The organism is Pseudomonas sp. GCM10022186, assembly GCF_042656385.1.
In the GTDB taxonomy this organism is placed as follows: Bacteria; Pseudomonadota; Gammaproteobacteria; order Pseudomonadales; family Pseudomonadaceae; genus Metapseudomonas.
In genome coordinates this window covers 70,681-93,079 of record NZ_JBHSOU010000067.1, presented here as the reverse complement: position 1 = coordinate 93,079, position 22,399 = coordinate 70,681, and the positions used below count along the sequence as shown (strand labels likewise).

Genomic DNA, 22,399 nt, shown 5'->3' with positions numbered 1-22,399 from the left:
GTCTTGCTCCTAGGAATTCAACGGGTGAACTGCCACATCCAGCTCTCGTCAACGGGCCGGCCGTCCTCGGGTGTGCCATCGATCGACAGCTGATTGCCCTTGCCGCCACCTTGCTGAGTCATCGGCCCCTTCACATGGATGGCTACCGCGTCGAGCGTGATGCCGCCGTCGTGCAGGGTGATGGTCCCGCCGGGACCGCGCAGGCGGACCATTTCTCCGGCCTGCAGGTCGATGACGCGAGAGCGGTGGCGGATGGCCTGGCCGGCCTGCAGCTCGGCGTGGCCTTTCACGGTCTGTTCCTGGTGGCCGCCGATGCTCACCCAGTGGTTGGCCGCGGTCGTGTCGCGGCGGTGGTTGCCCACCTCTTCGCTGCGGTCCTTGCCGGTGCGGATGTGGTGGTTGCGGCCGATGGTCAGGGCGTCGTCCTGGCCGATGGCGTGGCGCCGGTCCTGGCCGATGCCGACCTGTTCGTCGTGGCCCACCGTTTCGCTGCGGTCGTGGCCGATGGCGACGGTCTCGTCGTGCTCCACCCGCTCGCGGCGGTCGTGGCCGACGAAGGTGGTTTCGTCATGGTTGACGTGGATGTTCTGGTCCTTCTGCGCGTGGAGGTAGATTTCCTCCTGGTCCTTCTCGTCCTCGAAGCGCAGCTCGTTGTAGCCCTCGCCCTTGTGGGTCTGGCTCTTGAGGGTCATCCGCGTCTTGTGCCGCGGCAGCTCGTAGGGCGGCAGCTGCAGGCGGTTGTAGGTGCGCCCGGTGATCACCGGCTGGTCCGGGTCGCCGTCGAAGAAATCGACGATGACCTCCTGGCCGATGCGCGGCAGGGCGATATGGCCCCAGGTGGCGCCGGCGAGGTGCTGCGCCACGCGGATCCAGCAGGAGCTGTGCTCGTCGTGCCGGCCCTGGCGGTCCCAGGGGAACTGCACCTTCACCCGGCCGTATTCGTCGGTGTAGATCTCCTCGCCCGGCGGGCCGACCACCACGGCGTGCTGCGGGCCGTCGATGCATGGCCTGGCCAGCGGTTCGGCGCGCCACTCGGCGTCATCCGGGACCAGTTCGGCCGCGTAGCGGTAGTGGGTGCCCTGCTGGGCGTCGGCGCTCTCTTCGGCCTGGCTGGTGTGCTGCACGCCGCGGTGGACGATGCGGACCGGGCGCCAGCCGCGGTTCAGGTCCGCGCGCGGGTGGCCGGCGAGCTGGAAGGAAATGCCCGGCTGCAGGCGCGGGTCGTCGCCCTCGACCCGGGCGAGGCGCGCATCGCGGCGGTGGCCGCGCAGGCGGTGTTCGGCGAAGGGCTTGCCGGCCTCGTCGAACTTGGCGCGGGCGGGGTAGTCGTAGCGCTCGTAGCGGCGGCCCTGGTGGTCCAGGTCGGCGCCGTCGTGGCTGAGCTGGTGGGTGTAGCGGGGGTGCTTGAAGGTGTAGTCGCGCTGGGTCTGCCGCGCGGTGCGCACGTTCTCGGCGTAGGCGAAGCGGTGCAGCGCCGGCACCGGCTGGTCGCCACCGGGGGTGGGCTGGTACTGCACCGGCTCGCCGCCCAGGCGGCCGTGGATGAACAGGCGGTCGCTGTGCACCAGCTGGTGGCCGTCGGCGCTGTGGCGGAAGGCGTAGAAGAAGCCTTCCTCGCGCAGGATGCGCTCGATGAAGTGGTAGTCGGTGTCGCCGGCCTGCACGCAGTACTCGCGGACCAGGTGCTCGCGGGTGACGCGCTGCTCGTAGTCCAGGGTCAGGCCGTGGGCCTTGAGCACCGCCTCGGCGATCTGCGGGACGCTGAGGCGCTGGAAGAGGCGCCAGTCGGAGCTGAGCTTCAGGCGCGCCAGGCGTGGCTCGACCACCGCCGAGTAGCGGGTGCGGCGGAAGCCGGTGTCGCCCTGGACGAAGGCGGAGACGGCGCCGTGCACGTGGCGCACGGGGGTGTCGCCGTGCCAGAGGGTCAGCCGAGCGGGGCGGTCGAGCACCTCGGCGAAGTCCACCGCGGGGTTGGCGCAGGCCAGTTCGACGGCGAGGTGGAAGGTCTCGGAGAGTGCTTCGTGGAGTTCGAACGAGACGACTTCGAAGACGTCGCGCGCCGCGCCGCCGACCAGGTCGAAGGTGAAGCGCAGAGCGGATTGAGTCGGCATAAGGATTCCTTGCCAGCCCGTTGCCGGGCCAGCAGTCCGATGGTGAGGTGGAGCGACCGGCGCGAGCGCCGGTCGCGCGGGCGGCCTGGGGCTCAGGCTTCCTGCGGCTTGCGCCAGTCGTCCGAGGCTTCGGTGCCGGCGATGGCATGGGTCCAGGTGATCTTGCGGTAGGCCATGGCGACCTTGACCAGCTGGGTGTACTCGGCCTTGCTCGGGTCCTGGGCGTGCGGCAGCACGGTGTGGATGTTGACGATGGTGGCGTCTTCCAGCCGGGTGGTGAAGAAGTGCTCCTGCTTGCCCTCGGTGGAGGTGCGGTACCACTTCACTTCCACCTCCGGGAGCATCTCGCCGGCGGCCAGGGCCTGGTACAGCAGCGGGGTGGCCTTGTTCAGCGGTGCGGTGAAGGTGAACGGCTTGTGCACGCGCTGGCCGGACGGCTGGCCGCTCTGCGGGTCGGTGGGGGTGGCGATCAGGTGCTCGATTTCCTGGACCAGGATCTGGTCCTCGTGACCTTCCTGGTAGACGTTGCCCACGGAATCGGCGGTGAAGGCGCCCTGGGTGATGTGGCCCTGGGTCTTGCCCTGGATGCTGATATAGGCGGGAGTCGGCATGGGTTGCTTCCTTGTCTCGTTGACGAAAAGGCCGGAGGGGCCGCGAGGTCATCGGGGATGACCCGAGTCATAGAGCAAACGCCGCGCCAACTCTCCGTGTGCTTTCTTTTTTGTCTTGTTGATCAACGAGTTGGAGCGATTTTTCGGCCGCATCCGGCGGGCAAAAAGCGCGCGAAAGCGCGCCAAGTGTTTTTTCCAAGGTTTTTCGGGCCACTTCTGACCCGATTTTCTGTAAGTCATTGAAAAACAAAGAATAAAAATCGGGCCAAAAATGGCCCGACCGGGCCAACTTTGGCCCGGTCGGCTGGTTTGCGATGAGTCGCGGAGGGTAGGTGTTCCGTGCGGGCAGGCTACGGAGCTCGCTGGGTCCTACCCGCTACTCAGTACTTGATATCCCGGGCTCTCTCCCGCCCTTGCTGTTTGGTCTGGCGCTTATCCTGCCGGCATTCGTGGTTCCATTGCTGGTCGGCAGCGCGGCATTCCTGCTTGATCTGGCGTGAATCCTGACGGGTTTCCTGGCGCACGTCCCGCGCTTCACGCCGTCGCTCGGCCCGTTCCGTAGCCCAGGCCATTCCCGCCGAATCCACCAGGAGGATCGCAGCTACCGCTACGACAGCAGCAAACCGATGACTGGACATGACATACCCTCCCTTCAGCCAGGGTACCGGGGCTATTCAGTACAGCTGATTTTCCTCCGTTTCGCAGCGGGGCCGAGCAATGGTACTCCTGGGCGAGCGCATACTTCCCAGGCCGGCCTGTCTCAGGGAATATCAGAACACCGCCAGCGTATAGCTCAGGATCAGGCGGTTCTCATCGATATCGGTGCGATAGTTCGAGCGCGCGGTGGCATTGCGCAGCCGTATCGAGACGTTCTTCAGCGGACCGCTCTGCACCGTGTAGGCAAGATCGAGATCGCGCTCCCAGTCCTTGCCCTCGAAAGTTCCCGCATCGACATTGTCGCCGCGGATATAGCGCACCCCGGCGATCAGCCCGGGCATGCCGAGGGCAGCGAAGTCGTAGTCGTAGCGCAGCTGCCAGGAGCGCTCCCGGGGCGAGGCGAATTCGTAGGTGGGCACTTCGTTGCCCAGTGGCGAGACGGTGACGAATACGCGCGGGAAGCCCTGGTCGCCGAACATCGCCTGGTAGCCCAGGTAGAAGTTGTGGCCGCCGCGCCTGGCCGAGAGCAGTGAGTAGAAGGCGCGGTTGTCGATCTCGCCGATGAGCTGCCTGCCGTCCTCGGAGGAGTCGAAATAGCCGAGGTTCGCCCCCAGCGTCCACGCGCCCAGCGGCTCGCTGTGCTTGAGCCCCAGGTAGCGCTGGTCATAGAGGTCTTCCAACTGACCGTACCAGGCGCTCAGGGTGGTGCGGTTCTGGTTGAATCCGTAGTCACCGCCGGCGAAGTTGTACCGGTCGGAGGTGATCAGGCGAGCCTGGGCGTCGCGTCGTGGCGCGAAGCCGACGATGGCGCCGATCCCTTCGTCCCCCGCTTCGCTGCGGATGCTGGTGGAGCGCAGCTGGCCTGCCTGCAGGGTCAGCCCGGCGATTTCCGCCGAGCTGATGGCGACGCCCTGGTAGGTGTTGGGCAGCAGGCGGTTGTCGGTCAGCATCAGCACCGGCACGTTGGGCTGCAGTTCGCCAAGGCGCAGCTCGGTCTTCGCTACCCGCACCTTGGCGGTCAGGCCCAGGCGGCTGTAGTCATCCGGCGCGGTCGCGCCGAAGGCACCGGGCAGCAGGCCGGTGCCCGCGCGGTCAGGACTGCTGTCCAGCTTCAGCCCGAGCAGGCCGATGGCATCGACACCGAAGCCCACCGGTCCCGGCGTGTAGCCGGACCTCAGGTTGAGGATGAAGCCCTGGGCCCACTCCTCCGCCTTCGACTGCCGGCTGGGGCCGACGATGTCGGAAAAGTCGCGGCTGAAGTAGTAGTTGCGCGCGGTGAGGGTTGCCGTGGAGTCGGCGAGAAAACCGCCCTCCTCGGCCTGGACGCCGAACGGCAGTGCGATGGCGACGGCAGCGGCCAGCGCCGAACAGGTTTTAGTCGGATTGCAGGTCATAGCGGGTTCTCTTGTTCTTGTCGTCTGCAGAAAGCCCCTGCGGCTGCGCAGGGGAGTCCGCGCTCGGCCCAGGGGCGGACTCCGTGCTACCGGCTCGCTCAGCCGGAGGTGGATTCCAGCGGCTGAGCGGCCACGGCGCCGCCCTGGGCCTGCCGGCCAGGGCGGTGCCAGAGGAACACCAGGATGGCGCCGGCGCCGACCAGCCCCGGCAGGGCGAAGGCGAGGAAGCTCGCCTGGAGCGGCAACTGCGCGGCGTGCAACGCGCCGCCCAGCAGCGGACCGATGATGGCGCCGATGCGGCCGACGCCCATGGCCCAGCCAAGGCCCGTGGAGCGGATGTGCGCCGGGTAGAACTGCACGGTGCAGGCATCGGCGAGTATCTGCGTGCCGATGGTGCAGGCCCCGGCCACGCCGATCAGCAGGTACAACACCGGCAGCGGGGACTTCAGCGCCAGCAGGCTGAGGGACAGCGCGCCCAGGATGAAGAAGGCGAGCAGGACCCGGCCGAGGCCGATGCGGTCCCCTAGCCAGCCGCCGCCAATGGCCCCGAAGATAGCGCCGAAGTTCAGTACCAGCAGGAACGCGAGGCTGGAATTGAGCCCGTAGCCGGCGGCATTCATCAGCTTCGGCAGCCAGGAACTCAGGGCGTAGACCATCAGCAGGCAGCAGAAGAACGCGACCCACAGCATCAGGGTGTTCAGCGAGCGTCCGTCATGGAAGAGCTGGGAGATGGCCACCTTGCTCGCCTGCCCCGTGGCCAGGACCAGTTCGTCACCGCCACCGGGCCTGTACTCGGGCAAGGCCTTTGCCAACAGGGCCCGGGCGCGCTCCATTTCACCCTGGCGCACCAGGAAGTGGAGCGACTCCGGCAACTGGCGAACCAGCAGCGGCAGGACCAGCAGCGGCACCGCCGCCACGAAGAACACCGCCGGCCAGCCCCAGCTGGGCATCAACAACATGCCCAGCCCGGCGGAGAGCATGCCGCCCACCGAGTAGCCGCTGAACATGATCGCCACCAGGGTGCTGCGGATTCTCTTCGGCGCGTATTCGTTCATCAGCGCCACCACATTGGGCATCACCCCGCCGATGCCGAGCCCGGCGATGAAGCGGCAGATGGCGAATTCCTCCGGGGTGCGCGCGAAACCATTGATCAGGGTGAAGCCGCTGAACAGGATCACGCAGGTCATGATGGTCTTGCGCCGTCCGATCCGGTCCGACAGCGGACCGAAGAACAGCGCGCCCAGCATCATCCCCACCAGCGCGCAACTGCCGAGCAGGCCGGCCTGCAGCGCGGTCAGGTTCCAGGCCTGCATCAGCGCGGGCAGCACCACGCCGTAGATGACCAGGTCATAGCCGTCGAAGATGATGATCAGCGCGCACCAGAACAGCACGCGCCCGTGGAAGGCATTGAAGCGGGCCCCGTCGAGCAGGGCGGAAGGGTCGATGGTACGCATGGCATGGCTCTTCTTGTCATTGTTATAGAGCCGGAACCGGCATCGAGGCCGGTCCCGGTGGATAGCAGTTGGGGATCAGGCGCAGTGGCTCAGCGCCGTCCAGCCCAGGCGCGCGCGGGCGTCTTGCAGGTCGGCGTCCAGGTCGTGGTTCCACAGCCAGTCGAAGCGGCTGGCCAGGGTCGCGCCCAGGGCCTGCTGGTCATCGCCCACGGCGGGGTCGCGCAGCTCGTACAGTTCGCCCGCCTCCCAGGAGGTGCGTTGCACCCGGCAGGCGCGCGGGCGACGCAGCGCGTCGTAGGCCGCCAGCAGCCCGTCGAGGTTGTCCTGGCTCACTTGCGCATCGCCCAGCAGGCGCGCCAGGAAGTAGGCGTCTTCCAGTCCCTGCCCTGCCCCGGCGCCCTGGTGCGGCAGCATGGCGTGGGCCGCATCGCCGATCAGCGCCACACGGCCGTGCACGTAGCCGGGCAGTTCGGCCAGGTCGTGCAGCGCCCAGTGGGTCGGCGCCGGGATGCATTCCAGCAGGACACGGGCGGCATCGCCCCAGCCGGCGAAGGCCTCGAGCATCTCGCGCTGACTGGCCTCGCGCACCCAGGGCGCGTCCTGGGGCCAGGTGGGATCGGGGGTGCTGCGGTCGGACACGAAGGCCACCACGTTGATGATGCGGCCCTGCTTCACCGGGAAGGTGAGAATGTGGCCGTCAAGGCCGAGATACATCTGCGGCACGTCCACCAGGTGTTCGTCGATACCGGCGGCGCGATAGGCCTCGCGCAGGCGCAGGCTGTCGATCATCCCGCGATAGGCACAGGTGCCGGTGAAGCGCGGCGCCACCGGCGCGGCGCCGATGCCTTCCAGCACATGGCCGCGGATGGCGGACTTGATGCCGTCGGCGGCGATCAGCAGGTCGCCCCGGTATTCGCTGCCGTCGGTGAACCGCACGCGGGCTTCACCGCCCTGCTGCTCCACGCTGACGGCGCGCTTGTTGAAGCGGGCCACACCTTCGGGCAGGCGGCTGGCCAGCACATCCAGGAAGTCTGCGCGGTGCACCGATGATTGCCCCACGCCTGGAGCGACGCTGGCGCCCAGGTAACCGGCATCGCTGCTGCGGCGCCACTCGAACCAGACATCCTGCCAGGGCTCCGGAGTCCGGTCGGCGACCTGGCCATAAGATTCGGCCAGCCCGAGACCGGCGATGGCCCGTACCGCGTTGGCGCCGAAGGAAACGCCCGCGCCCACTTCACCGAAGGCCGCTGCGGATTCGAAGAGCTGGACGTCGAGATGGGCGTGACGGCACAGGTCCAGTGCCAGGGCGACGCCGGAGATCCCGCCGCCGATGATGCCGACGCGCAAGGCAGGCTGCTTGTTCATGTTCGTACCCGTGATGGTGTTGTTGTTGGAGTGGAACCATCATGGAGAACCCAGGAATATTGATAAATGCAGCGACTCGCATACAGACTATTTCAACTATGAATATTCCTCCCGACTCTCGAGACGCCCCATGGACCTGCGCGACCTGGACCTGAACCTGCTGGTGGTCTTCAACCAGTTGCTCATCGACCGGCGGGTCTCCACCGCCGCCGAAAACCTGGGACTGACCCAGCCCGCCGTCAGCAACGCCCTCAAGCGGCTGCGCACCGCCCTGCAGGACGACCTCTTCGTGCGCACTTACCAGGGCATGGAACCCACGCCCTACGCCGAGCAACTGGCCGAGCCGGTGTCGTTGGCGATCCACACCCTGCGCGAGGCGCTGAGCCGGCAGGACGCCTTCGATCCCCTGACCAGCGAGCGCACCTTCACCATCGCCATGACCGACATCGGCGAGATCTACTTCACCCCGCGTCTGATGGACGCCCTCGCCCGCCTGGCGCCGAAATGCCGCATCAGCACCGTGCGCAACACCTCGGTGACCCTGATCGAGGCCCTGCAGAACGGCACGGTAGACCTTGCCGTGGGGCTGCTGCCCAACCTGCAGGCGGGCTTCTTCACCCGCCGCCTGTTCCACCACCGCTACGTCTGCATGTGCCGCAAGGACCACCCGGCCACCCGCGAGCCGCTGACCCTGGAACGCTTCTGCGCCTATGGCCACGTGCGGGTGATCGCCGCCACCACCGGCCATGGCGAGGTGGACGCCCACATGGCGCGCATCGGCATCGAGCGGGACATCCGCCTTGAAGTGCCCCACTTCGTCGCGGTCGGCCATATCCTCCAGCGCACCGACCTGCTCGCCACCGTGCCCGAGCGCTTCGCCGACTCCTGCGTCGAGCCCTTCGGCCTGGTCGCCCTGCCCCACCCGGTCCAGCTCCCGGAGATCGACATCAACCTGTTCTGGCATGCGAAGTACCACCGGGATTCCGCCAACCGCTGGCTCAGGCAGTTGATGTTCGAACTGTTTTCGGATTGAGGCTGAGGTGCTTGCGGGGCCCTTGTCGCAAGTCCCGGTGCGGCACTTCTCACCTGCCCCGACTCACCGCCCGCCGCCCATGCAGTTGTCGATATTCCAGCCGTACAGCCACTGGATGGCATCGTAGAACTGCTCCTGGCTGCGGCCGGTCCAGAGCTGGTTGCGCACCAGGCGCTCGACGCCCTTGGCATGGTAGAGGCGCCCCATCTCCCGGGCCGACCAGAGCACACGGGCGGTCCGTGGGATACGGATGGTCTCGTAGAGGCGGAAGGCGGCGGTCAGGTCCTGGTCGCAGGCCTTCACCGCCTGGCCCAACACCACTGCGTCTTCCAGCGCCATGCAGGCGCCCTGGGCCAGGTACTGGGTCATGGGGTGGGCGGCATCGCCGAGAATGGTGGCACGACCTTCGCCCCAGCGCTCCACCGGGTCGCGGTCGGCAGTGGCCCAGCGGCGCCAGGACGTGGGCCGGTCGAGCATCTGGCGCGGGCGTTCGTGGATGCCCTCGAAGTAGGACAGCACTTCCTCCTTGCTGCCGTCGGTGACGCCCCACTGCTCCTCGTTGCGGCTGTGGAAGGTCACCACCAGGTTGTACTGCTGGCCGCCGCGCAGCGGGTAATGCACCAGGTGGCAGCGCGGACCGGCCCAGAGCATGGGGGCGTTGACGCGAAGGTCCTCGGGCATGTTCTCCACATCCACTACCGCGCGGTAGACCACGTGGCCGGTGACACGCGCCGCATCGCCCACCAGTCGCTCGCGGATCACCGATTTCACCCCGTCGCAGCCGATCACCGCATCCGCCTGGTAGCGATTGCCATTGCTGTCCACCAGGGTCGCGCCCTGGTCGTCCATCTCCATCGACTCGATGCGGGTGGACGTCTGGAAGCGGATCAGCGGATTGCGCTCCACGGCTTCCAGGATCGACTGGTGGATATCCGCCCGGTGGATCACGCCGTAGGGGTTGCCGAAACGTTGGCGGAAACGCTCGCCAACCTCGATTCGCGCCACTTCATGGGCGTCGATGGCATCCATCATGATCAGGTGATCGGTGAAGACCGAACGCTTGCGCGCGGCCTCGCCAACGCCGAGGGCGTCCAGCGCCGCATAGGCATTCGGGCCGAGCTGGATGCCCGCGCCGATCTCGCCGATCTGGCAGGCCTGTTCCAGCAGCAGCACCTCGATACCTTGCTGGGTCAGGGCCTGGGCGGCGGCGAGGCCGCCGATGCCACCGCCGACGATGATGATCTTCTGTTGTTGTCGTTGCGCAGTCATGGTTCGGTACTCCACGGATTTCATGTCTTGGCCCGCGTCTGACGGGCCCGCTCGTTATTGGATGAAGTCGGGCTGCTGCCCCGGCGCGGCCTGCTGGAAGGCCGCCTGCCCCTGGCAATGCCGGTAAACCGCGAGCACCCGCGGGTAACCGCTGAGGTCGCAGCCCATGCGCTCGGCGTTAGCCACCTGGGGCACCAGGCAGCAGTCGGCGAGGGTCGGCGCCAAGCCGAAGCAGTAAGGGCCCACGCCATGGCGGCGCAGCAGCTCCTCCACCGCCGCCAGGCCCTCGGCCACCCAGTGGGCGTACCAGGCACTCTTCTGTTCGGCGCTGACCCCGAGGCTCTGCTGCAGGTAGCCGAGCACCCGCAGGTTGTTGATCGGGTGGATGTCGCAGGCGATCAGGTTGGCCACTTCCAGCACGCGGGCACGTAGCGGCTGTTCGCGGGGTATCAGCGGCACCTCGGGATAGCGCGCGTCGAGGTAGTCGACGATGGCCAGGGATTGGGTCAGGGTGACGCCGGTGTCGTCCACCATGACCGGCACTCCACCCACCGGGCTCAGTTCCCGGTGCTGGGCGCTGCGCTGCTCGCCGACGCGCAGGTTGACCCCGTGGTAACCCGCGGCGACCCCCTTGAGAGCCAGGGCGATGCGCACGCGGTAGGACGTGGAGCTGTTGAAGAAGCTGTAGAGCTGCATGGCGGTGGTTCCACTGGGTTCAGAGAAGGGCCGGGGACGCGGCGCGCGCCGTGGCGAGCGCCCGCGCCCCCTTGAGGAAGATCGCGGTGGCGGCGAGCGCGGCAGGCAACATCAGCACCGCGAAGATGCTGCTGAAATCCAGGCCCAGGCCGAGCATGAAGCCGCCGCCAAGGGTGCCGCAGACCGAGCCGATGCGCCCCACCCCGTGGGCCCAGCTCACTCCGGTGGCGCGACTGGCCGTGGGGTAGTAGGCCGCCGCCAGGGCATTGGCGCCCACCTGCGAGCCGCTGATGCAGAAGCCCATGCCCGCCACGCACAGGGTCAGCAGGCCGTAGTGGGTGTAGTACTGGCCGATGGCGAAGAGGCAGACGGCGCCCAGCAGGTAGGCCGCCACCAGCACGCGGTGCGGGTCGAAACGGTCCATGGCGGCGCCCAGGCAGACGGCGCCGGCGGTACCGCCGATCTGGAACATGGCGCTGATCATGGCCGCCTGGCTGAGGGACAGGCCGGTGTCCTTGATCAGCAGCGGCAGCCAGTTGGTCATCATGTAGATGATCATCAGGCTCATGAAGAAGGCGACCCAGAGCATCAGGGTGCCGAGGCGCAGGGGGCGGCCGAGGATCAGCCGGATCGGCGAGGCGGCGCGCTGCCCCACTTCGCCCTGCTGGATGCTGAAGCTCCCGTCCCAGCTCGCCGGCAGCGGGCCGATGCGGCGCAGGATGCCCGCCACGCGAGCGCTGTCTGCGCCGAGCTGCACCAGGAAACGCGCCGACTCCGGCAGCAGCCACCCGAGCAGTGGCAGCAGTACCAGCGGCAGCACGCCGCCCAGCATCAGCACGCTGCGCCAGCCGAAGGCCGGCACCAGGTGCGCCGCCACCACGCCACCCAAGGCGGAGCCCAGGGTGAAGCCGCAGAACATGCTGGTGACCATCAGCGAACGGCGTCGCTGCGGGCAATACTCGGAGGTCAGGGTAATGGCATTGGGCATGGCACCGCCCAGGCCGAGGCCGGTGAGCAGGCGCAACAGCGACAGCATCTCGACATTGGGCGCGAAGGCCGCCAGCAGGCTGAAGCCGCCGAAGCAGGCCACCGACAGCATCAGGATGCGCTTGCGGCCGAAGCGGTCGGCCAGGGGGCCGGCAATGAAGGCGCCGAGCATCAGCCCCACCAGGGCAGCGCCGAGCACCGGGCTGAGGTCGCTGGCGCCGAGCTGCCATTCCTCGCGCAGGGCCGGGGCGATGAAACCGATGGCGGCGGTATCCAGGCCGTCGACGGCGGTGACCAGGAAACACAGGATCAGGACCAGCCACTGGAAAGGAGCGACGGCATGGCCATCGATGAAGTCCTGCACATCCACGCTGTTGTTCTTGTGTGTGGAAGACATGGGGAACCCTCCGGGCCGGCGCGGTGTGCGGCGGCCGGTTTATCGGTATGGGATAGCGGGCCGGGAGCGCCGGCCCGCGGTAGTCAGATCACGCGCACGCGGATCTCGCCGAGACCGTCCACGCCGCCGGTCATCAGCTCGCCTGCCACCACCGGGCCGACGCCTTCGGGCGTGCCGGTCATGATCAGGTCGCCCGGCTGCAGCTCGAAGAAGCGCGAGAGGTAGGCGATGGTTTCCGGCACCGACCAGATCAGCTTGTCGATGTCGCTGCGCTGCCTGTCGGCGCCATCGACCTGCAGCCAGATGCCGGCGCTTGAGGGATGGCCGATGGTGCTGGCCGGGTGCAGCGGCGCGATGGGGGCGGAAGCATCGAAGGCCTTGCCGATCTCCCAGGGGCGGCCCATCTCGCGCATCTTCATCTGCAGGTCGCGACGGGTCATGTCCAGGCCCACCGCATAACCCCAGACGTGTTCATTGGCGCGCTCCTCCGGGATGTCACGACCGCCCTTGCCGATGGCCGCCACCAATTCGATCTCGTAGTGGTAATTGCTGGTCTCGGCCGGGTACGGCAGCTCCAGGGTCTGGCCGTCGGCCACCGGCACCACGGCGTCGGCCGGCTTGCAGAAGAAGAACGGCGGCTCGCGATCCGGGTCGAAGCCCATTTCACGGGCATGGGCGGCGTAGTTGCGGCCCACGCAGTAAACGCGGCGGACAGGGAAGCGCGCGTCGCTTCCGGCTACTGGGAGACTGGTGGGCGCTTGCGGCGGAAATACAAAGGTCATGGCAGCGGGTTCCTCGGTTCAATGGGTTTCGCGGGCTTCACGCAGGAGCCCCAGGGCTTCCTGGATCGGGCGGTCGGAGTAGCTGAACAGCACGCATTCCTCATCGGCACGCAGGCTTACCGGCGCCCAGCTGGGCACCACGAAAATGTCCTTGGCAGCGAAGGTGTAGCTCTGCCCGGCGATCAGCGCCCGGCCGCTGCCTTCCACCACGGAGAAAACGGTGGCATCGGTGCTGCGCCAGGTCTTGCCGGCGAAGCCACGCGGCAGCAGCTGCATGCAGGTGCCGATGGTGGGCATGGCCCAGCCGCCGGTGGCCGGGTTCACGTAGCGCAGTTTCACGCCGTCCCATTCGTCCAGTTCGCCCTGGCGCAGCAGGGTGTCCAGCGCCTCGCGGGTGCGGGCATAGGGGTAGTTGAAGATCGGTGAAGTGGCGTCGCGCACCTCATGGCGCACCGGCAGCAGGTTGGCGCCATAGCGCGCCAGGCTGTTGCCCTCGGGGCGAGTGACAGGCTGTACCGCCTCCGGGTAGTTCTCCGCAAAACCGGCGCCGAAGAAGCGCACGGTGGGGATGTCCAGGCCATCCAGCCAGATCACCGGCTCGCCACCCTCGGCCTCGCTCGGGTTGCCATGGTCGTGCCAGGTCCAGGACGGGGTGATGATGAAGTCACCCGGTTCCATGGTGGTGCGCTCACCGTCCACCGCGGTGTAGGCACCCCGGCCCTCCACCACGAAACGCAGGGCCGACTGGGTGTGGCGATGGCTGGGAGCGATTTCGCCAGGGAGGATCAGTTGCAGGCCGGCGTAGAGGCTCGGGGTGATGGACGCCTGGCCACGGATGCCGGGATTCTCCAGCACCAGCACGCGGCGCACCGCCTCTTCCGCGCTGATCAGCCGGCCGGCTTCCATCAGGTAGGGACGCAGCTCGCTGAAGCGCCACAAGGCGGGCACGCAGTCGCTGGTGGGTTGGCGGGGAACCAGGTTGTGCAGCTGTTCCCAGAGCGGGAACAGCGCCTGGGTATCGATGCGCTGGTAGAACTCGGCGCGCGCGTTGCCGATGTTGTCGTTGTTATTCATCGCTTCACCTGTGACGGGCTGTGAAGTGGCTGGCGGGGCGCGTGGGCTTGGGCAGCGGCCCCGTCGTTGCAGCGATTAAACTCCCGCAAGACATACGATAAAAATGATATTTTCAGATAGAGACATACCCTAAAACGTATAGGAGATCCCGCCATGCACTGGACCCGCCGCCTGCGCCCGCGCCACTTGCAACTGCTGGTGAACCTGGCCGAGACGGGCAGCCTGAGCGATACCGCGCGCCAGGCGTTCACCACCCAGCCAGGCCTGTCGAAATGGCTCAAGGAACTGGAGGAGGACGCCGGAGCGGTATTGTTCGAGCGTCACGCCCGGGGCCTGCGGCCAACACCAGAAGGCGCCCTGCTGGTGGGGCACGCGCGGCGCATCCTCAGTGAGATGGAGCGCGCCCAGAGCAACCTGGAGGCCCTGCGCGAGGGCAACACGCCCAACGTGGCCATCGGCACCTCCCCCGCCTCGGCACCGAGCCTGGTGCCGGACGCCATCCTCTACTTCCTCAAGCGTCACCCCAGGGCCCAGGTCTCGCTGCAGGAAAACACCATGAACGTGCTGCTGGAGCGCCTGGAACTGGGACAACTGGATGTGGTGGTCGGACGGGTGGACAACTACCAGCCGAGCGCGAGCCTCAACAGCGAGATGCTGTTCCGCGAACCCATGCAGGTGGTAGCGCGGCCGGGGCACCCACTGCTGCAGCGCAAGGACCTGCGCTGGCCGGATCTCTACCAGTACGACTGGCTGCTCTGGCCGCCGGGAACGCCGATCCGCACCCGCCTGGACACGGCCCTGAGCAATGCCGGTCTCAAGCCTTTGCCCTGCCGGGTGGAATCCTCATCGCTGATGGCCAACCTCTGGCTGATGCAGAACAGCGACATGCTCTCGGTGGCCTCCGGTCGCGTCGCCGAGCACTTCCATGGCCGCGGCCTGCTGCGTCGGCTGGATTTCGAGCTGGAGGCCGAAGGCTCCATCGGCATGTGCTGGCGCGACGAGGCGCACCCGGAAAGCGCCGTGCTTGATCTGCTGGACAGCCTGCGGGAGGCTGCACGCAGTCCGATTCGGCGGGCGGATGCTTGAACTGCCTGAGGGTGGCGAGGTCCGCTTTCCGCCCCAAGCCGATATCAGCGGGCAGGCCGTTACAACGGTTCCTCCGCAACCGGCTTGGTGCAAAATAGTGCGTTCGGGAACCTGGATGGCCCAGGTTGCAAATCCAGCCCCTGCCACATGACGCGGTGAAACAAGGACAGATATGAGAGCCGGCTTTGAATTGAATGATTCCTCTGAGCCCAATGTGCAGCGTGATGGAAACACGCGCTGCAAACCCCATCAGCAGCAAGTGGTGACAGCATGATCGAGGTAACCGAGGTTTCCATCGCCGAACTGCGTGCCGCCCTCGAGTCCGGCCGCACCACCGCCGTCGAGCTGGTCCAGGCCTATCTCGCCAGAATCGACGCCTACGATGGTCCCGACACCCCCACCGCCCTCAACGCGGTGGTGGTTCGATATCCCGATGCGCTCAAGGAGGCCGAGGCTTCCGACGCCCGCCGGGCCCGGGGCGAAACCCTTGGCCCGCTTGACGGCATTCCGTACACCGCCAAGGACAGCTACCTGGTCAAAGGGCTCACCGCGGCTTCCGGCAGTCCGGCATTCGCCAAGCTGATCGCCTATCGCGATGCCTTCACCATCGAGCGGCTGCGTGCCGCCGGCGCCATCTGCCTGGGCAAGACCAATATGCCGCCCATGGCCAACGGCGGCATGCAACGCGGGGTCTACGGCCGTGCCGAGAGCCCGTACAACGCCGACTACCTCACCGCGCCCTTCGCATCCGGATCGTCCAATGGCGCCGGTACCGCAACCGCGGCGAGTTTCTCGGCATTCGGCCTGGCTGAAGAAACCTGGTCGAGCGGACGCGGGCCCGCCTCGAACAATGGCCTGTGCGCCTACACCCCTTCCCGTGGGGTGATCTCGGTGCGCGGCAACTGGCCACTGACCCCGACCATGGACGTTGTCGTGCCCTACGCCAGGACCATGGCGGACCTCCTCGAGGTGTTGGACGTGGTGGTGGCGGATGACCCCGACACCCGGGGCGACCTGTGGCGGATGCAACCCTGGGTGCCGATTCCCAGCGTCGCCTCGGTGCGCCCCGCTTCCTACCTGGAACTCGCCGCGAAAGCCGACGCCCTGGCGGGCAAGCGCTTCGGCGTTCCGCGCATGTACATCAACAAGGACCCCGATGCGGGCACCAGCGAAGCGCCGGGTATCGGTGGCCCGACCGGGCAGCGAATCAACACCCGCCCCTCGGTGATCGGGCTCTGGGAAGAGGCTCGCAAGGCACTGGAAGCCGCCGGCGCCGAAGTGGTCGAAGTCGACTTCCCGCTGGTCTCCAATTGCGAGGGTGATCGCCCTGGCGCGCCGACTGTCTTCACGCGCGGCCTGGTTTCCAAGGAGTTCCTGCACCACGAGTTGTGGGACCTGTCGGCCTGGGCGTTCGATGATTTCCTGCGCGCCAATGGCGATCCGCAGCTGAACCGCTTGGTGGACGTGGACGGGCCGCAGATCTTCCCCCACGACCCGGGAACCCTGCCCAACCGCGAAGGCGACCTGGCCGCCGGCATGGACGAGTACGTGAAGATGGCCGAGCGCGGCATCACTCCCTGGGACCAGATCCCCACCCTCCCCGACGGGCTGCGTGGACTCGAGGAGACGCGCCGCATCGACCTCGAGGAGTGGATGGAGCGACTGGGGCTGGACGCGGTGATCTTCCCGACCGTGGCCGACGTCGGCCCGGCGGACGCCGACGTGAATCCGCAGTCCGCGGATATCGCCTGGAGCAACGGCATCTGGGTCGCCAACGGCAACCTCGCCATCCGCCACCTGGGCGTCCCCACGGTCACCGTGCCGATGGGCGTGATGCCGGACATCGGCATGCCGGTAGGGCTGACCTTCGCCGGTCGCGCCTATGACGATTCGGCGCTGCTGCGCTTCGCGTCGGCCTTCGAATCCACCGGTTCGAAGCGCTTGATCCCTCCGCGCACCCCACCACTGCAACGCGGCTGAAAAGTGGCGGGATCGGGGCGGTACGGGCCCCGATCCCGCTCAGTCTCGGCAAGGCATCGAGCCGTATTCCCTACATGAGGCAACGACTCTGCCGCTTGCCCTTGCGCCCTGCCCTCCCTATCCTGCCCCGGCCACGGTCAATCCCGTGACCGGGTTTGACAGCCCGACAGATAGGCGCGATTGCGCCGCAAGGTGCATGCGAAAAACGGCGGACGTTTTTTGCAGGCCTTTGCTCGCATGCAGTTTTGCAACTGCACTGCGCTATGGCAGATCGCGCGGGGAGACCCTCGGGTCTGCCGGTCCTATCTCCGGTCTGTCAACCCCGCGCGGTCTGCCACCCTTCGAATGACAGCGAATGGCGGCAGCTCCTTAACCGAGATAGGAGATCCACCATGCACGACGCATATACCCCCATAGTGTTCCAACGCCATGCCCAGCATCTGCGGGCGGTGATGATCGACAACCGGCCCTGGTTCGTCGCCTACGATTTCGCCCGCCTGATCGCCGCGCCACGCGCCCACCTGCTGGCCAGGCGCATGGCCGCGCACCAGCGGCGCACGGTGCGGCTGAAGTACGCCTCCGAGGTGCTGGAAGAACTGGAAGTGATCAGCGATGAGGGGGCCTATCACGCCCTCTATCGCTTCGGGCATCCGGATAATCGGCGCATCGCCCGCTGGCTCAGCGAAGAGCTGCTGCCGACGCTGCACGACTATCACCGCGATCCGGATGCGACGCCGCAACGGGCCTTCATGAGCTGGGCGGACCAACGCATCGGGGTGGTTAAGTGGCAGGGGGAGCTGTGGATTGCGCGGCGGGATCTGCCGGTATTCATGGCCGCCCATGATGATCCGGCATTGAGGGATGAGCCGAGCTGGAAGCGAATGCCGTTCGGCGACTGGTAAAGCCACGCCCCCACAAGTCCAGCCGTAGGGTGCGCCGTGCGCACCGGCTGTCGAACGTCGCGCGACGACCGATCCCGCAATCGGTGCGCGCAGCGCACCCTACGGTTGGGGTCAAGACCGATCTCTTTGCGGGGTGCACCGTGTGTGCGCACCCTGCGGTGGAGCAAGTGCGGGAGTTTGGCCCCTGGTGCGTAGGCAGCTGGGGCGGTTGGCACCGGTAGCTGACCGCCTGGCGTTCAGTAGCGAGAACTCTCAACGTGCCCCATGCTTGCAAGGTCTTGCGGCGGTGTATCCAACCCTTCTCAGCGGGAATCGACCATGACCCATCCCAGCCTGCCCACCTTCGACGATGTGCTCGCCGCCGCTGCCCGGCTCAAGGGGCACGCCAACCGTACGCCGGTGCTGACCTCCCGAACGGTCAACGCTGAACTCGGCGCCGAGGTGTTCTTCAAGTGCGAAAACTTCCAGCGCATGGGCGCCTTCAAGTTCCGCGGCGCCTTCAATGCACTGTCCAGGTTCAACGCCGAACAGCGCCGCGCTGGCGTGGTGACCTATTCCTCCGGCAACCATGCCCAGGCCATTGCGCTCGCCGCCAGGCTGCTGGGCATCCCCGCGACCATCGTCATGCCCCATGACGCGCCGGCCACCAAGGTCGCGGCGACCAAAGGCTATGGCGGCAATGTCGTGGTCTACGACCGCTACAAGGAGGACCGGGAGCAGATTGGGCGCGAGCTGGCCGAGAAGCACGGCCTGACCCTGATCCCGCCGTATGACCATCCCGACGTCATGGCTGGCCAGGGGACGGCTGCAGCAGAGCTGTTCGAGGAAGTCGGCCTGCTCGACGTACTCTTCGTGCCGCTGGGTGGCGGCGGCTTGCTATCGGGCTCCGCCCTGTCCACCCGGGCGTTGTCGCCCGAAGCGCTGTTGTATGGTGTCGAGCCCGAAGCGGGCAACGACGGCCAGCAGTCCTTCCGCTCGGGCCAGATCGTTCATATCGACACGCCCAAGACCATCGCCGACGGCGCCCAGACCCAGCACCTCGGCCAACTGACCTTCCCGATCATCCGTCGCGACGTCAACGACATCCTTACCGCCACCGACCCCGAACTGGTCGATTGCATGGCGTTCTTCGCCTCTCGCATGAAAATCGTCGTCGAACCCACCGGCTGCCTCGGTTTCGCGGCGGCACGCCAGATGAAGGACCAGCTCAGGGGCAAGCGCGTCGGCGTCCTCATCAGCGGCGGGAACGTTGATCGGTGCTGAGGCTCGCTGAATCGCAACCTGGTGCGCGCCGCGCACCCTGCTGGTCAATGGCGTCGCTCCATCCAGACACATTGGCACTGGTGATGCTGGCCCTTTCAGGCGCGCTTGCTAGAGTCGTAGGAGCCCGTCGCCCGCGCCGGGCTGGAACTGCCGGGTTACCTGGTTCACTTCGAAATCACACAGGCAAGGAGCCGAGCATATGAACTGGCTGGAGCACCGCATACCGCCGCCCCTGGTTGCAATCCTGTTCGGGATATTGATGTGGCTGCTTTCGCTGCTGACACCGACTATCGACGCCGCCGCCGTCTGGCGCACTGGCGCCTCGCTCGCCCTGCTGCTGGTGGGCGTGGCGGTGTGCCTCAGCGGAGTGCTGTCCTTCCATCGCGCCGCGACCACCGTCAACCCGTTGAAGCCGGACACGGCCACCGCGCTGGTCAGCGCCGGCATCTACCGCTACACGCGCAACCCGATGTACCTCGGCTTCGCCATCGTCCTGGTCGCGTGGTCGATCTACCTCGCCTCCCCGATCGCACTCCTGGGCGTAGCCGGGTTCGTGCTCTACATGAACCGCTTCCAGATCGGCCCGGAAGAGCAGGCCCTGGCAGGCCTGTTCGGGGAAGCCTTCAGCGCCTATCGAATCCGCGTGCGCAGGTGGCTCTGATGCAGGACAGCCGACCTCGGCGGAATGATCCCCACGCTCGATGTGCCGGCGGGATCGGTAGCAGCCAATCGATCAAGCGGATGGCTGCTGCCGGCCAAGAGCGGTCTATCTCGCACCTTTGAGCCATGTTCGGTTCCCACCCACGTTAGGGAACTAGAATTTCAGTAAGGCCCCACGGAGAAGGGCCCCTGGCCGTCGTAGCACCTTCCCCATCCGCGATTACTCGCGAAGCTTCGGCGGCCTCCTTTGGGAAACAGATCCAATCCTCATTCGCAGAGACCGTTTGGCAATTGGCAAAGCTCGCTCCTGTTGGGGCGATTTCAATCGCTGTGCATGCCGCAGGCCTGCCCCGGGGGGATGAGGGGCAACTGCGTTGCCCTTGGCGAATGAATTCGCCCCTACAGCGTTACCCCTGTGTCCCGACAGCGTCAGGTGAGCGGAAGATTCTTGCTCACGCAATGAATCCCGCCGCCACCTGCGGCAATCGGGTCGATATTGATCTGCTCCACCACCCGCCCCGGATAGAGCCTGGTCAGCAGGTCCTTGCAGTACTTGTCCGCCTCCGCGTCGCCGAACTGCGGGGCGATCACTGCGCCATTGATTGGCAGGAAGTTGATGTAGCCCGGCGCGAAGTCCGGGTTGTTCCGGGTGTACTGGTTACTGCGCACGGTCAGGGGCGGCGGCAGGGTGTGGACCACCAACTTGCGCCCATCGGCATCGGTGGCGGCGTTGAGGATTTCCAGGTGCTTGCGCGTCACGGCGTAGTCGTAGGACCCGGGGTCGTTGTCCAGGTTGGCGATCACCACGCCGGGTTTGACGAAGCGCGCGTAGAAGTCGATGTGGGCGTCGGTGATGTCCTTGTCCTTGATGCCCGGCAGCCAGATGATCTTGCGCAGGCCGAGGTTGGCCTTCAGCTCGGCCTCGATCTGCGCCTTGCCGAGCCCCGGGTTGCGGTTGCCGTTGACCCAGCAGCTTTCGGTCATGATCGCGGTGCCATGGCCATCCACCTCGATGCCGCCGCCCTCGCCCACCAGCGCGCTGCGAATGTAATCGACCTCCAGCTCGTAGCTCAGCACATTGGCGACGCGCGTGTCGTTGGCCGAGGCCTGCTTGTCGCCCCAGCCGTTGAAGTTGAAATCCACCAGGCCCAGGCCCCCCGCACCGTCGACCACGAAACAGCCGCCGTAGTCACGTACCCAGACGTCGTCCAGCGCCATGGTGAGGAAGTCGATATTGGTCGTGCCGCATTTGCTTCTGGCCAGGGAAAGCTGATTGGCCCGGCACAGCACGGTAACCGGCTGGTACCTGGCGATGGTCCTGGCCAGCCGGGCGATGGTGTCGTTGACCGCGGTCTCCCAGCCGTCCCAGACGCGTGAAGAGGCCCCGAAGGCCAGGATCACCCGCTCTTGCGGGCCGTGTTCGTCGGGCATGTACCAACTGCCCGCCAGGGCGGTAGGCACGCGGGCCGCGCCAAGCCCGAGGCTGACGGAGGCAACGGCGCCGATTCCGCTGGCGGCGAGCAGCTGCTTGATGAAGTCACGACGTGTAGACATGGTGGGTCCTCTTGCCGGTCAGTCCTGAAGGGCGGTCTTGAAGGTGGTCCAGGCGCGCATTCGTGCACGCATTTCACGCTGCGGAATGTCCTTGCCGGGGATCAGGCGCGCGTAGGTCGCCTCGTCGACATAGAGGTCCGGGTTATTGCGCATATCGGCATCCACCATCGGCCTGGCCCTGGCGCTGGAGGTCGGGTAACCGGTGGCGTTGCTGATCGCCGCCATGTTCTCGGGACGCATGATGAAGTTGATCAGCGCGTAGGCGTATTCCGGGTGCCGGGCATCGGCCGGGATGGCCATGGTGTCCATCCATACCGTGGTGCCTTCCCGCGGGATGCGGTACTGGAAGCGCATCCGCTTGCCGGCTTCGTCCGCGGCGCGCTGGGCCTGGGTCATGTCGCCGCTGTAGCCGAGAGACAGGCAGATGTCGCCATTGACCAACTGGGTGACTGGCTGCGACTGGAACTTGCGGATGTACGGCTTGATGCCCTTGAGCAGCGCCACTGCTTCGGCCAGTTGGTCCGGCTTGGCGCTGCGCGGATCGTGGCCGAGGTAGTTGAGTACCACGGCCAGCACTTCATCGGGCGAGTCGATCATCGAGATGCCGCAATCGGCGAATTTCGCCGCCAGTTCCGGCTTGAAGATCAGGTCCAGGCTGTTGACCGGGGCATCGGCCAGGCGCTTGTCGATCAGTTCCTGGTTGTAGGTCAGGCCGATGGTGCCCCAGGTGTAGGGCACGGTGGCGTGCCGCGAATAGGGGTATTTGGTCTGCAGGGTGCGCAACCCGGGCTCGATGTCGTCCAGATGCTCGAGCTTGTTCTGGTCCAGCTTCTGCAGGGCGCCGGCACGCATCAGTCGCTCGGCCACGGTGTCGCCGGGGAAGATCAGGTCGTAACCGCTGTGGCCGGACATCATCTTGGCCTCCAGCGTCTCACTGCCATCCATGACGTCGTAGATCACCTGGATGCCGGTCTCTTTGGTGAAGTTGGCCAGGGTGTCCTCGGCGAAATAGTCCGCCCAGTTGTACAGGCGCAGGGTCTTCTCTTCGGCCTTGGCCGTAAGCACTGCACAACTCAAGGCCAGGCCCAGCGAGCCAATCAGCAACTTGTTCAGCGCATTCATTT

19 protein-coding genes are annotated in these 22,399 nt (G+C 66.6%); 6 read left to right on the top strand and 13 right to left on the bottom strand.

The annotated features are described in order from the left end of the window. Nucleotides 1–17: 17 nt before the first annotated feature. From ACFPU0_RS25125 to salA, 6 genes are all read right to left on the bottom strand, one after another. Nucleotides 18–2,111 carry a type VI secretion system Vgr family protein gene (locus tag ACFPU0_RS25125; RefSeq protein WP_377696011.1) on the bottom strand — a complete coding sequence of 698 codons (2,094 nt, stop codon included), beginning with the start codon at nucleotides 2,109–2,111 and terminating at the stop codon, nucleotides 18–20. Nucleotides 2,112–2,203: 92 nt separating this feature from the next. Continuing rightward, nucleotides 2,204–2,722 (bottom strand): Hcp family type VI secretion system effector, encoded by a 519-nt coding sequence (locus ACFPU0_RS25120; RefSeq protein WP_377696010.1) that lies wholly within the window; start codon nucleotides 2,720–2,722, stop codon nucleotides 2,204–2,206. Between the two features lie 380 nt (nucleotides 2,723–3,102). After that, nucleotides 3,103–3,360, bottom strand: coding sequence for a hypothetical protein (locus ACFPU0_RS25115; protein ID WP_377696009.1), 258 nt, complete (start codon nucleotides 3,358–3,360; stop codon nucleotides 3,103–3,105). 132 nt (nucleotides 3,361–3,492) lie between these two features. Next, entirely contained in the window at nucleotides 3,493–4,773 is a 1,281-nt protein-coding gene (locus tag ACFPU0_RS25110) for an OprD family porin (RefSeq protein WP_377696008.1), read from the bottom strand. Nucleotides 4,774–4,871: 98 nt separating this feature from the next. After that, nucleotides 4,872–6,227 carry an MFS transporter gene (locus ACFPU0_RS25105; protein ID WP_377696007.1) on the bottom strand — a complete coding sequence of 452 codons (1,356 nt, stop codon included), beginning with the start codon at nucleotides 6,225–6,227 and terminating at the stop codon, nucleotides 4,872–4,874. 75 nt (nucleotides 6,228–6,302) lie between these two features. After that, nucleotides 6,303–7,592, bottom strand: a complete 1,290-nt coding sequence (gene salA, locus ACFPU0_RS25100; RefSeq protein WP_377696006.1) for a salicylate 1-monooxygenase — start codon at nucleotides 7,590–7,592, stop codon at nucleotides 6,303–6,305. A gap of 130 nt (nucleotides 7,593–7,722) precedes the next feature. Between salA and nahR the strand changes: the two genes are divergently transcribed. After that, nucleotides 7,723–8,625: an HTH-type transcriptional activator NahR gene (gene nahR, locus ACFPU0_RS25095; RefSeq protein ID WP_377696005.1), complete on the top strand. Its 903-nt coding sequence runs from the start codon at nucleotides 7,723–7,725 to the stop codon at nucleotides 8,623–8,625. 63 nt (nucleotides 8,626–8,688) lie between these two features. Here nahR and ACFPU0_RS25090 read toward each other — a convergent pair whose 3' ends face one another. The 5 genes from ACFPU0_RS25090 to gtdA form a co-directional block, all read right to left on the bottom strand. Continuing rightward, the gene (locus ACFPU0_RS25090; RefSeq protein WP_377696004.1) at nucleotides 8,689–9,894 is read right to left on the bottom strand and encodes a 3-hydroxybenzoate 6-monooxygenase; all 1,206 of its coding nucleotides are present in this window, start codon (nucleotides 9,892–9,894) and stop codon (nucleotides 8,689–8,691) included. Nucleotides 9,895–9,948: 54 nt separating this feature from the next. After that, nucleotides 9,949–10,590 carry a maleylacetoacetate isomerase gene (gene maiA, locus ACFPU0_RS25085; protein ID WP_377696003.1) on the bottom strand — a complete coding sequence of 214 codons (642 nt, stop codon included), beginning with the start codon at nucleotides 10,588–10,590 and terminating at the stop codon, nucleotides 9,949–9,951. A 19-nt stretch (nucleotides 10,591–10,609) separates the two neighbouring features. Continuing rightward, nucleotides 10,610–11,974, bottom strand: coding sequence for an MFS transporter (locus ACFPU0_RS25080; RefSeq protein ID WP_377696002.1), 1,365 nt, complete (start codon nucleotides 11,972–11,974; stop codon nucleotides 10,610–10,612). 83 nt (nucleotides 11,975–12,057) lie between these two features. After that, a complete protein-coding gene (locus ACFPU0_RS25075; RefSeq protein ID WP_377696001.1) occupies nucleotides 12,058–12,756 on the bottom strand; it encodes a fumarylacetoacetate hydrolase family protein in 699 nt (232 codons plus the stop codon). Nucleotides 12,757–12,774: 18 nt separating this feature from the next. Continuing rightward, nucleotides 12,775–13,830, bottom strand: coding sequence for a gentisate 1,2-dioxygenase (gene gtdA, locus ACFPU0_RS25070; protein WP_377696000.1), 1,056 nt, complete (start codon nucleotides 13,828–13,830; stop codon nucleotides 12,775–12,777). A 153-nt stretch (nucleotides 13,831–13,983) separates the two neighbouring features. On the opposite strand from gtdA, the gene ACFPU0_RS25065 reads away from it, so the two are divergent. The 5 genes from ACFPU0_RS25065 to ACFPU0_RS25045 all read left to right on the top strand — a co-directional run bounded on the left by ACFPU0_RS25065 (nucleotide 13,984) and on the right by ACFPU0_RS25045 (nucleotide 19,722). Beyond that, nucleotides 13,984–14,916 carry a LysR substrate-binding domain-containing protein gene (locus ACFPU0_RS25065; RefSeq protein WP_377695999.1) on the top strand — a complete coding sequence of 311 codons (933 nt, stop codon included), beginning with the start codon at nucleotides 13,984–13,986 and terminating at the stop codon, nucleotides 14,914–14,916. A gap of 270 nt (nucleotides 14,917–15,186) precedes the next feature. Further along, complete coding sequence (locus tag ACFPU0_RS25060; protein WP_377695998.1) at nucleotides 15,187–16,896, top strand: amidase; 1,710 nt, start codon at nucleotides 15,187–15,189, stop codon at nucleotides 16,894–16,896. A 392-nt stretch (nucleotides 16,897–17,288) separates the two neighbouring features. Next, on the top strand, nucleotides 17,289–17,798 hold the full coding sequence (locus ACFPU0_RS25055; protein WP_377695997.1) for a Bro-N domain-containing protein: 510 nt from the start codon (nucleotides 17,289–17,291) through the stop codon (nucleotides 17,796–17,798). Nucleotides 17,799–18,116: 318 nt separating this feature from the next. Further along, nucleotides 18,117–19,061 (top strand): threo-3-hydroxy-L-aspartate ammonia-lyase, encoded by a 945-nt coding sequence (locus tag ACFPU0_RS25050; RefSeq protein ID WP_377695996.1) that lies wholly within the window; start codon nucleotides 18,117–18,119, stop codon nucleotides 19,059–19,061. Between the two features lie 199 nt (nucleotides 19,062–19,260). After that, on the top strand, nucleotides 19,261–19,722 hold the full coding sequence (locus ACFPU0_RS25045) for a methyltransferase family protein (protein WP_377695995.1): 462 nt from the start codon (nucleotides 19,261–19,263) through the stop codon (nucleotides 19,720–19,722). Nucleotides 19,723–20,150: 428 nt separating this feature from the next. Here ACFPU0_RS25045 and ACFPU0_RS25040 read toward each other — a convergent pair whose 3' ends face one another. Then, nucleotides 20,151–21,275, bottom strand: a complete 1,125-nt coding sequence (locus ACFPU0_RS25040; protein ID WP_377695994.1) for an agmatine deiminase family protein — start codon at nucleotides 21,273–21,275, stop codon at nucleotides 20,151–20,153. 18 nt (nucleotides 21,276–21,293) lie between these two features. Further along, on the bottom strand, nucleotides 21,294–22,397 hold the full coding sequence (locus ACFPU0_RS25035) for an extracellular solute-binding protein (RefSeq protein ID WP_377695993.1): 1,104 nt from the start codon (nucleotides 22,395–22,397) through the stop codon (nucleotides 21,294–21,296). Nucleotides 22,398–22,399: the final 2 nt, after the last annotated feature.

Excerpts from the sequence above, each read along its gene's own strand:
- ACFPU0_RS25035 (WP_377695993.1), bottom strand. The coding sequence starts at position 22,397 with ATGAATGCGCTGAACAAGTTGCTGATTGGCTCGCTGGGCCTGGCCTTG.
- nahR (WP_377696005.1), top strand. The coding sequence starts at position 7,723 with ATGGACCTGCGCGACCTGGACCTGAACCTGCTGGTGGTCTTCAACCAG.
- ACFPU0_RS25075 (WP_377696001.1), bottom strand. The coding sequence starts at position 12,756 with ATGACCTTTGTATTTCCGCCGCAAGCGCCCACCAGTCTCCCAGTAGCC.
- ACFPU0_RS25060 (WP_377695998.1), top strand. The coding sequence starts at position 15,187 with ATGATCGAGGTAACCGAGGTTTCCATCGCCGAACTGCGTGCCGCCCTC.
- ACFPU0_RS25045 (WP_377695995.1), top strand. The coding sequence starts at position 19,261 with ATGAACTGGCTGGAGCACCGCATACCGCCGCCCCTGGTTGCAATCCTG.
- ACFPU0_RS25080 (WP_377696002.1), bottom strand. The coding sequence starts at position 11,974 with ATGTCTTCCACACACAAGAACAACAGCGTGGATGTGCAGGACTTCATC.
- ACFPU0_RS25065 (WP_377695999.1), top strand. The coding sequence starts at position 13,984 with ATGCACTGGACCCGCCGCCTGCGCCCGCGCCACTTGCAACTGCTGGTG.
- ACFPU0_RS25055 (WP_377695997.1), top strand. The coding sequence starts at position 17,289 with ATGCACGACGCATATACCCCCATAGTGTTCCAACGCCATGCCCAGCAT.
- maiA (WP_377696003.1), bottom strand. The coding sequence starts at position 10,590 with ATGCAGCTCTACAGCTTCTTCAACAGCTCCACGTCCTACCGCGTGCGC.
- ACFPU0_RS25040 (WP_377695994.1), bottom strand. The coding sequence starts at position 21,275 with ATGTCTACACGTCGTGACTTCATCAAGCAGCTGCTCGCCGCCAGCGGA.
- ACFPU0_RS25110 (WP_377696008.1), bottom strand. The coding sequence starts at position 4,773 with ATGACCTGCAATCCGACTAAAACCTGTTCGGCGCTGGCCGCTGCCGTC.
- ACFPU0_RS25090 (WP_377696004.1), bottom strand. The coding sequence starts at position 9,894 with ATGACTGCGCAACGACAACAACAGAAGATCATCATCGTCGGCGGTGGC.
- ACFPU0_RS25115 (WP_377696009.1), bottom strand. The coding sequence starts at position 3,360 with ATGTCCAGTCATCGGTTTGCTGCTGTCGTAGCGGTAGCTGCGATCCTC.
- salA (WP_377696006.1), bottom strand. The coding sequence starts at position 7,592 with ATGAACAAGCAGCCTGCCTTGCGCGTCGGCATCATCGGCGGCGGGATC.
- ACFPU0_RS25125 (WP_377696011.1), bottom strand. The coding sequence starts at position 2,111 with ATGCCGACTCAATCCGCTCTGCGCTTCACCTTCGACCTGGTCGGCGGC.
- ACFPU0_RS25050 (WP_377695996.1), top strand. The coding sequence starts at position 18,117 with ATGACCCATCCCAGCCTGCCCACCTTCGACGATGTGCTCGCCGCCGCT.
- ACFPU0_RS25120 (WP_377696010.1), bottom strand. The coding sequence starts at position 2,722 with ATGCCGACTCCCGCCTATATCAGCATCCAGGGCAAGACCCAGGGCCAC.
- ACFPU0_RS25105 (WP_377696007.1), bottom strand. The coding sequence starts at position 6,227 with ATGCGTACCATCGACCCTTCCGCCCTGCTCGACGGGGCCCGCTTCAAT.
- gtdA (WP_377696000.1), bottom strand. The coding sequence starts at position 13,830 with ATGAATAACAACGACAACATCGGCAACGCGCGCGCCGAGTTCTACCAG.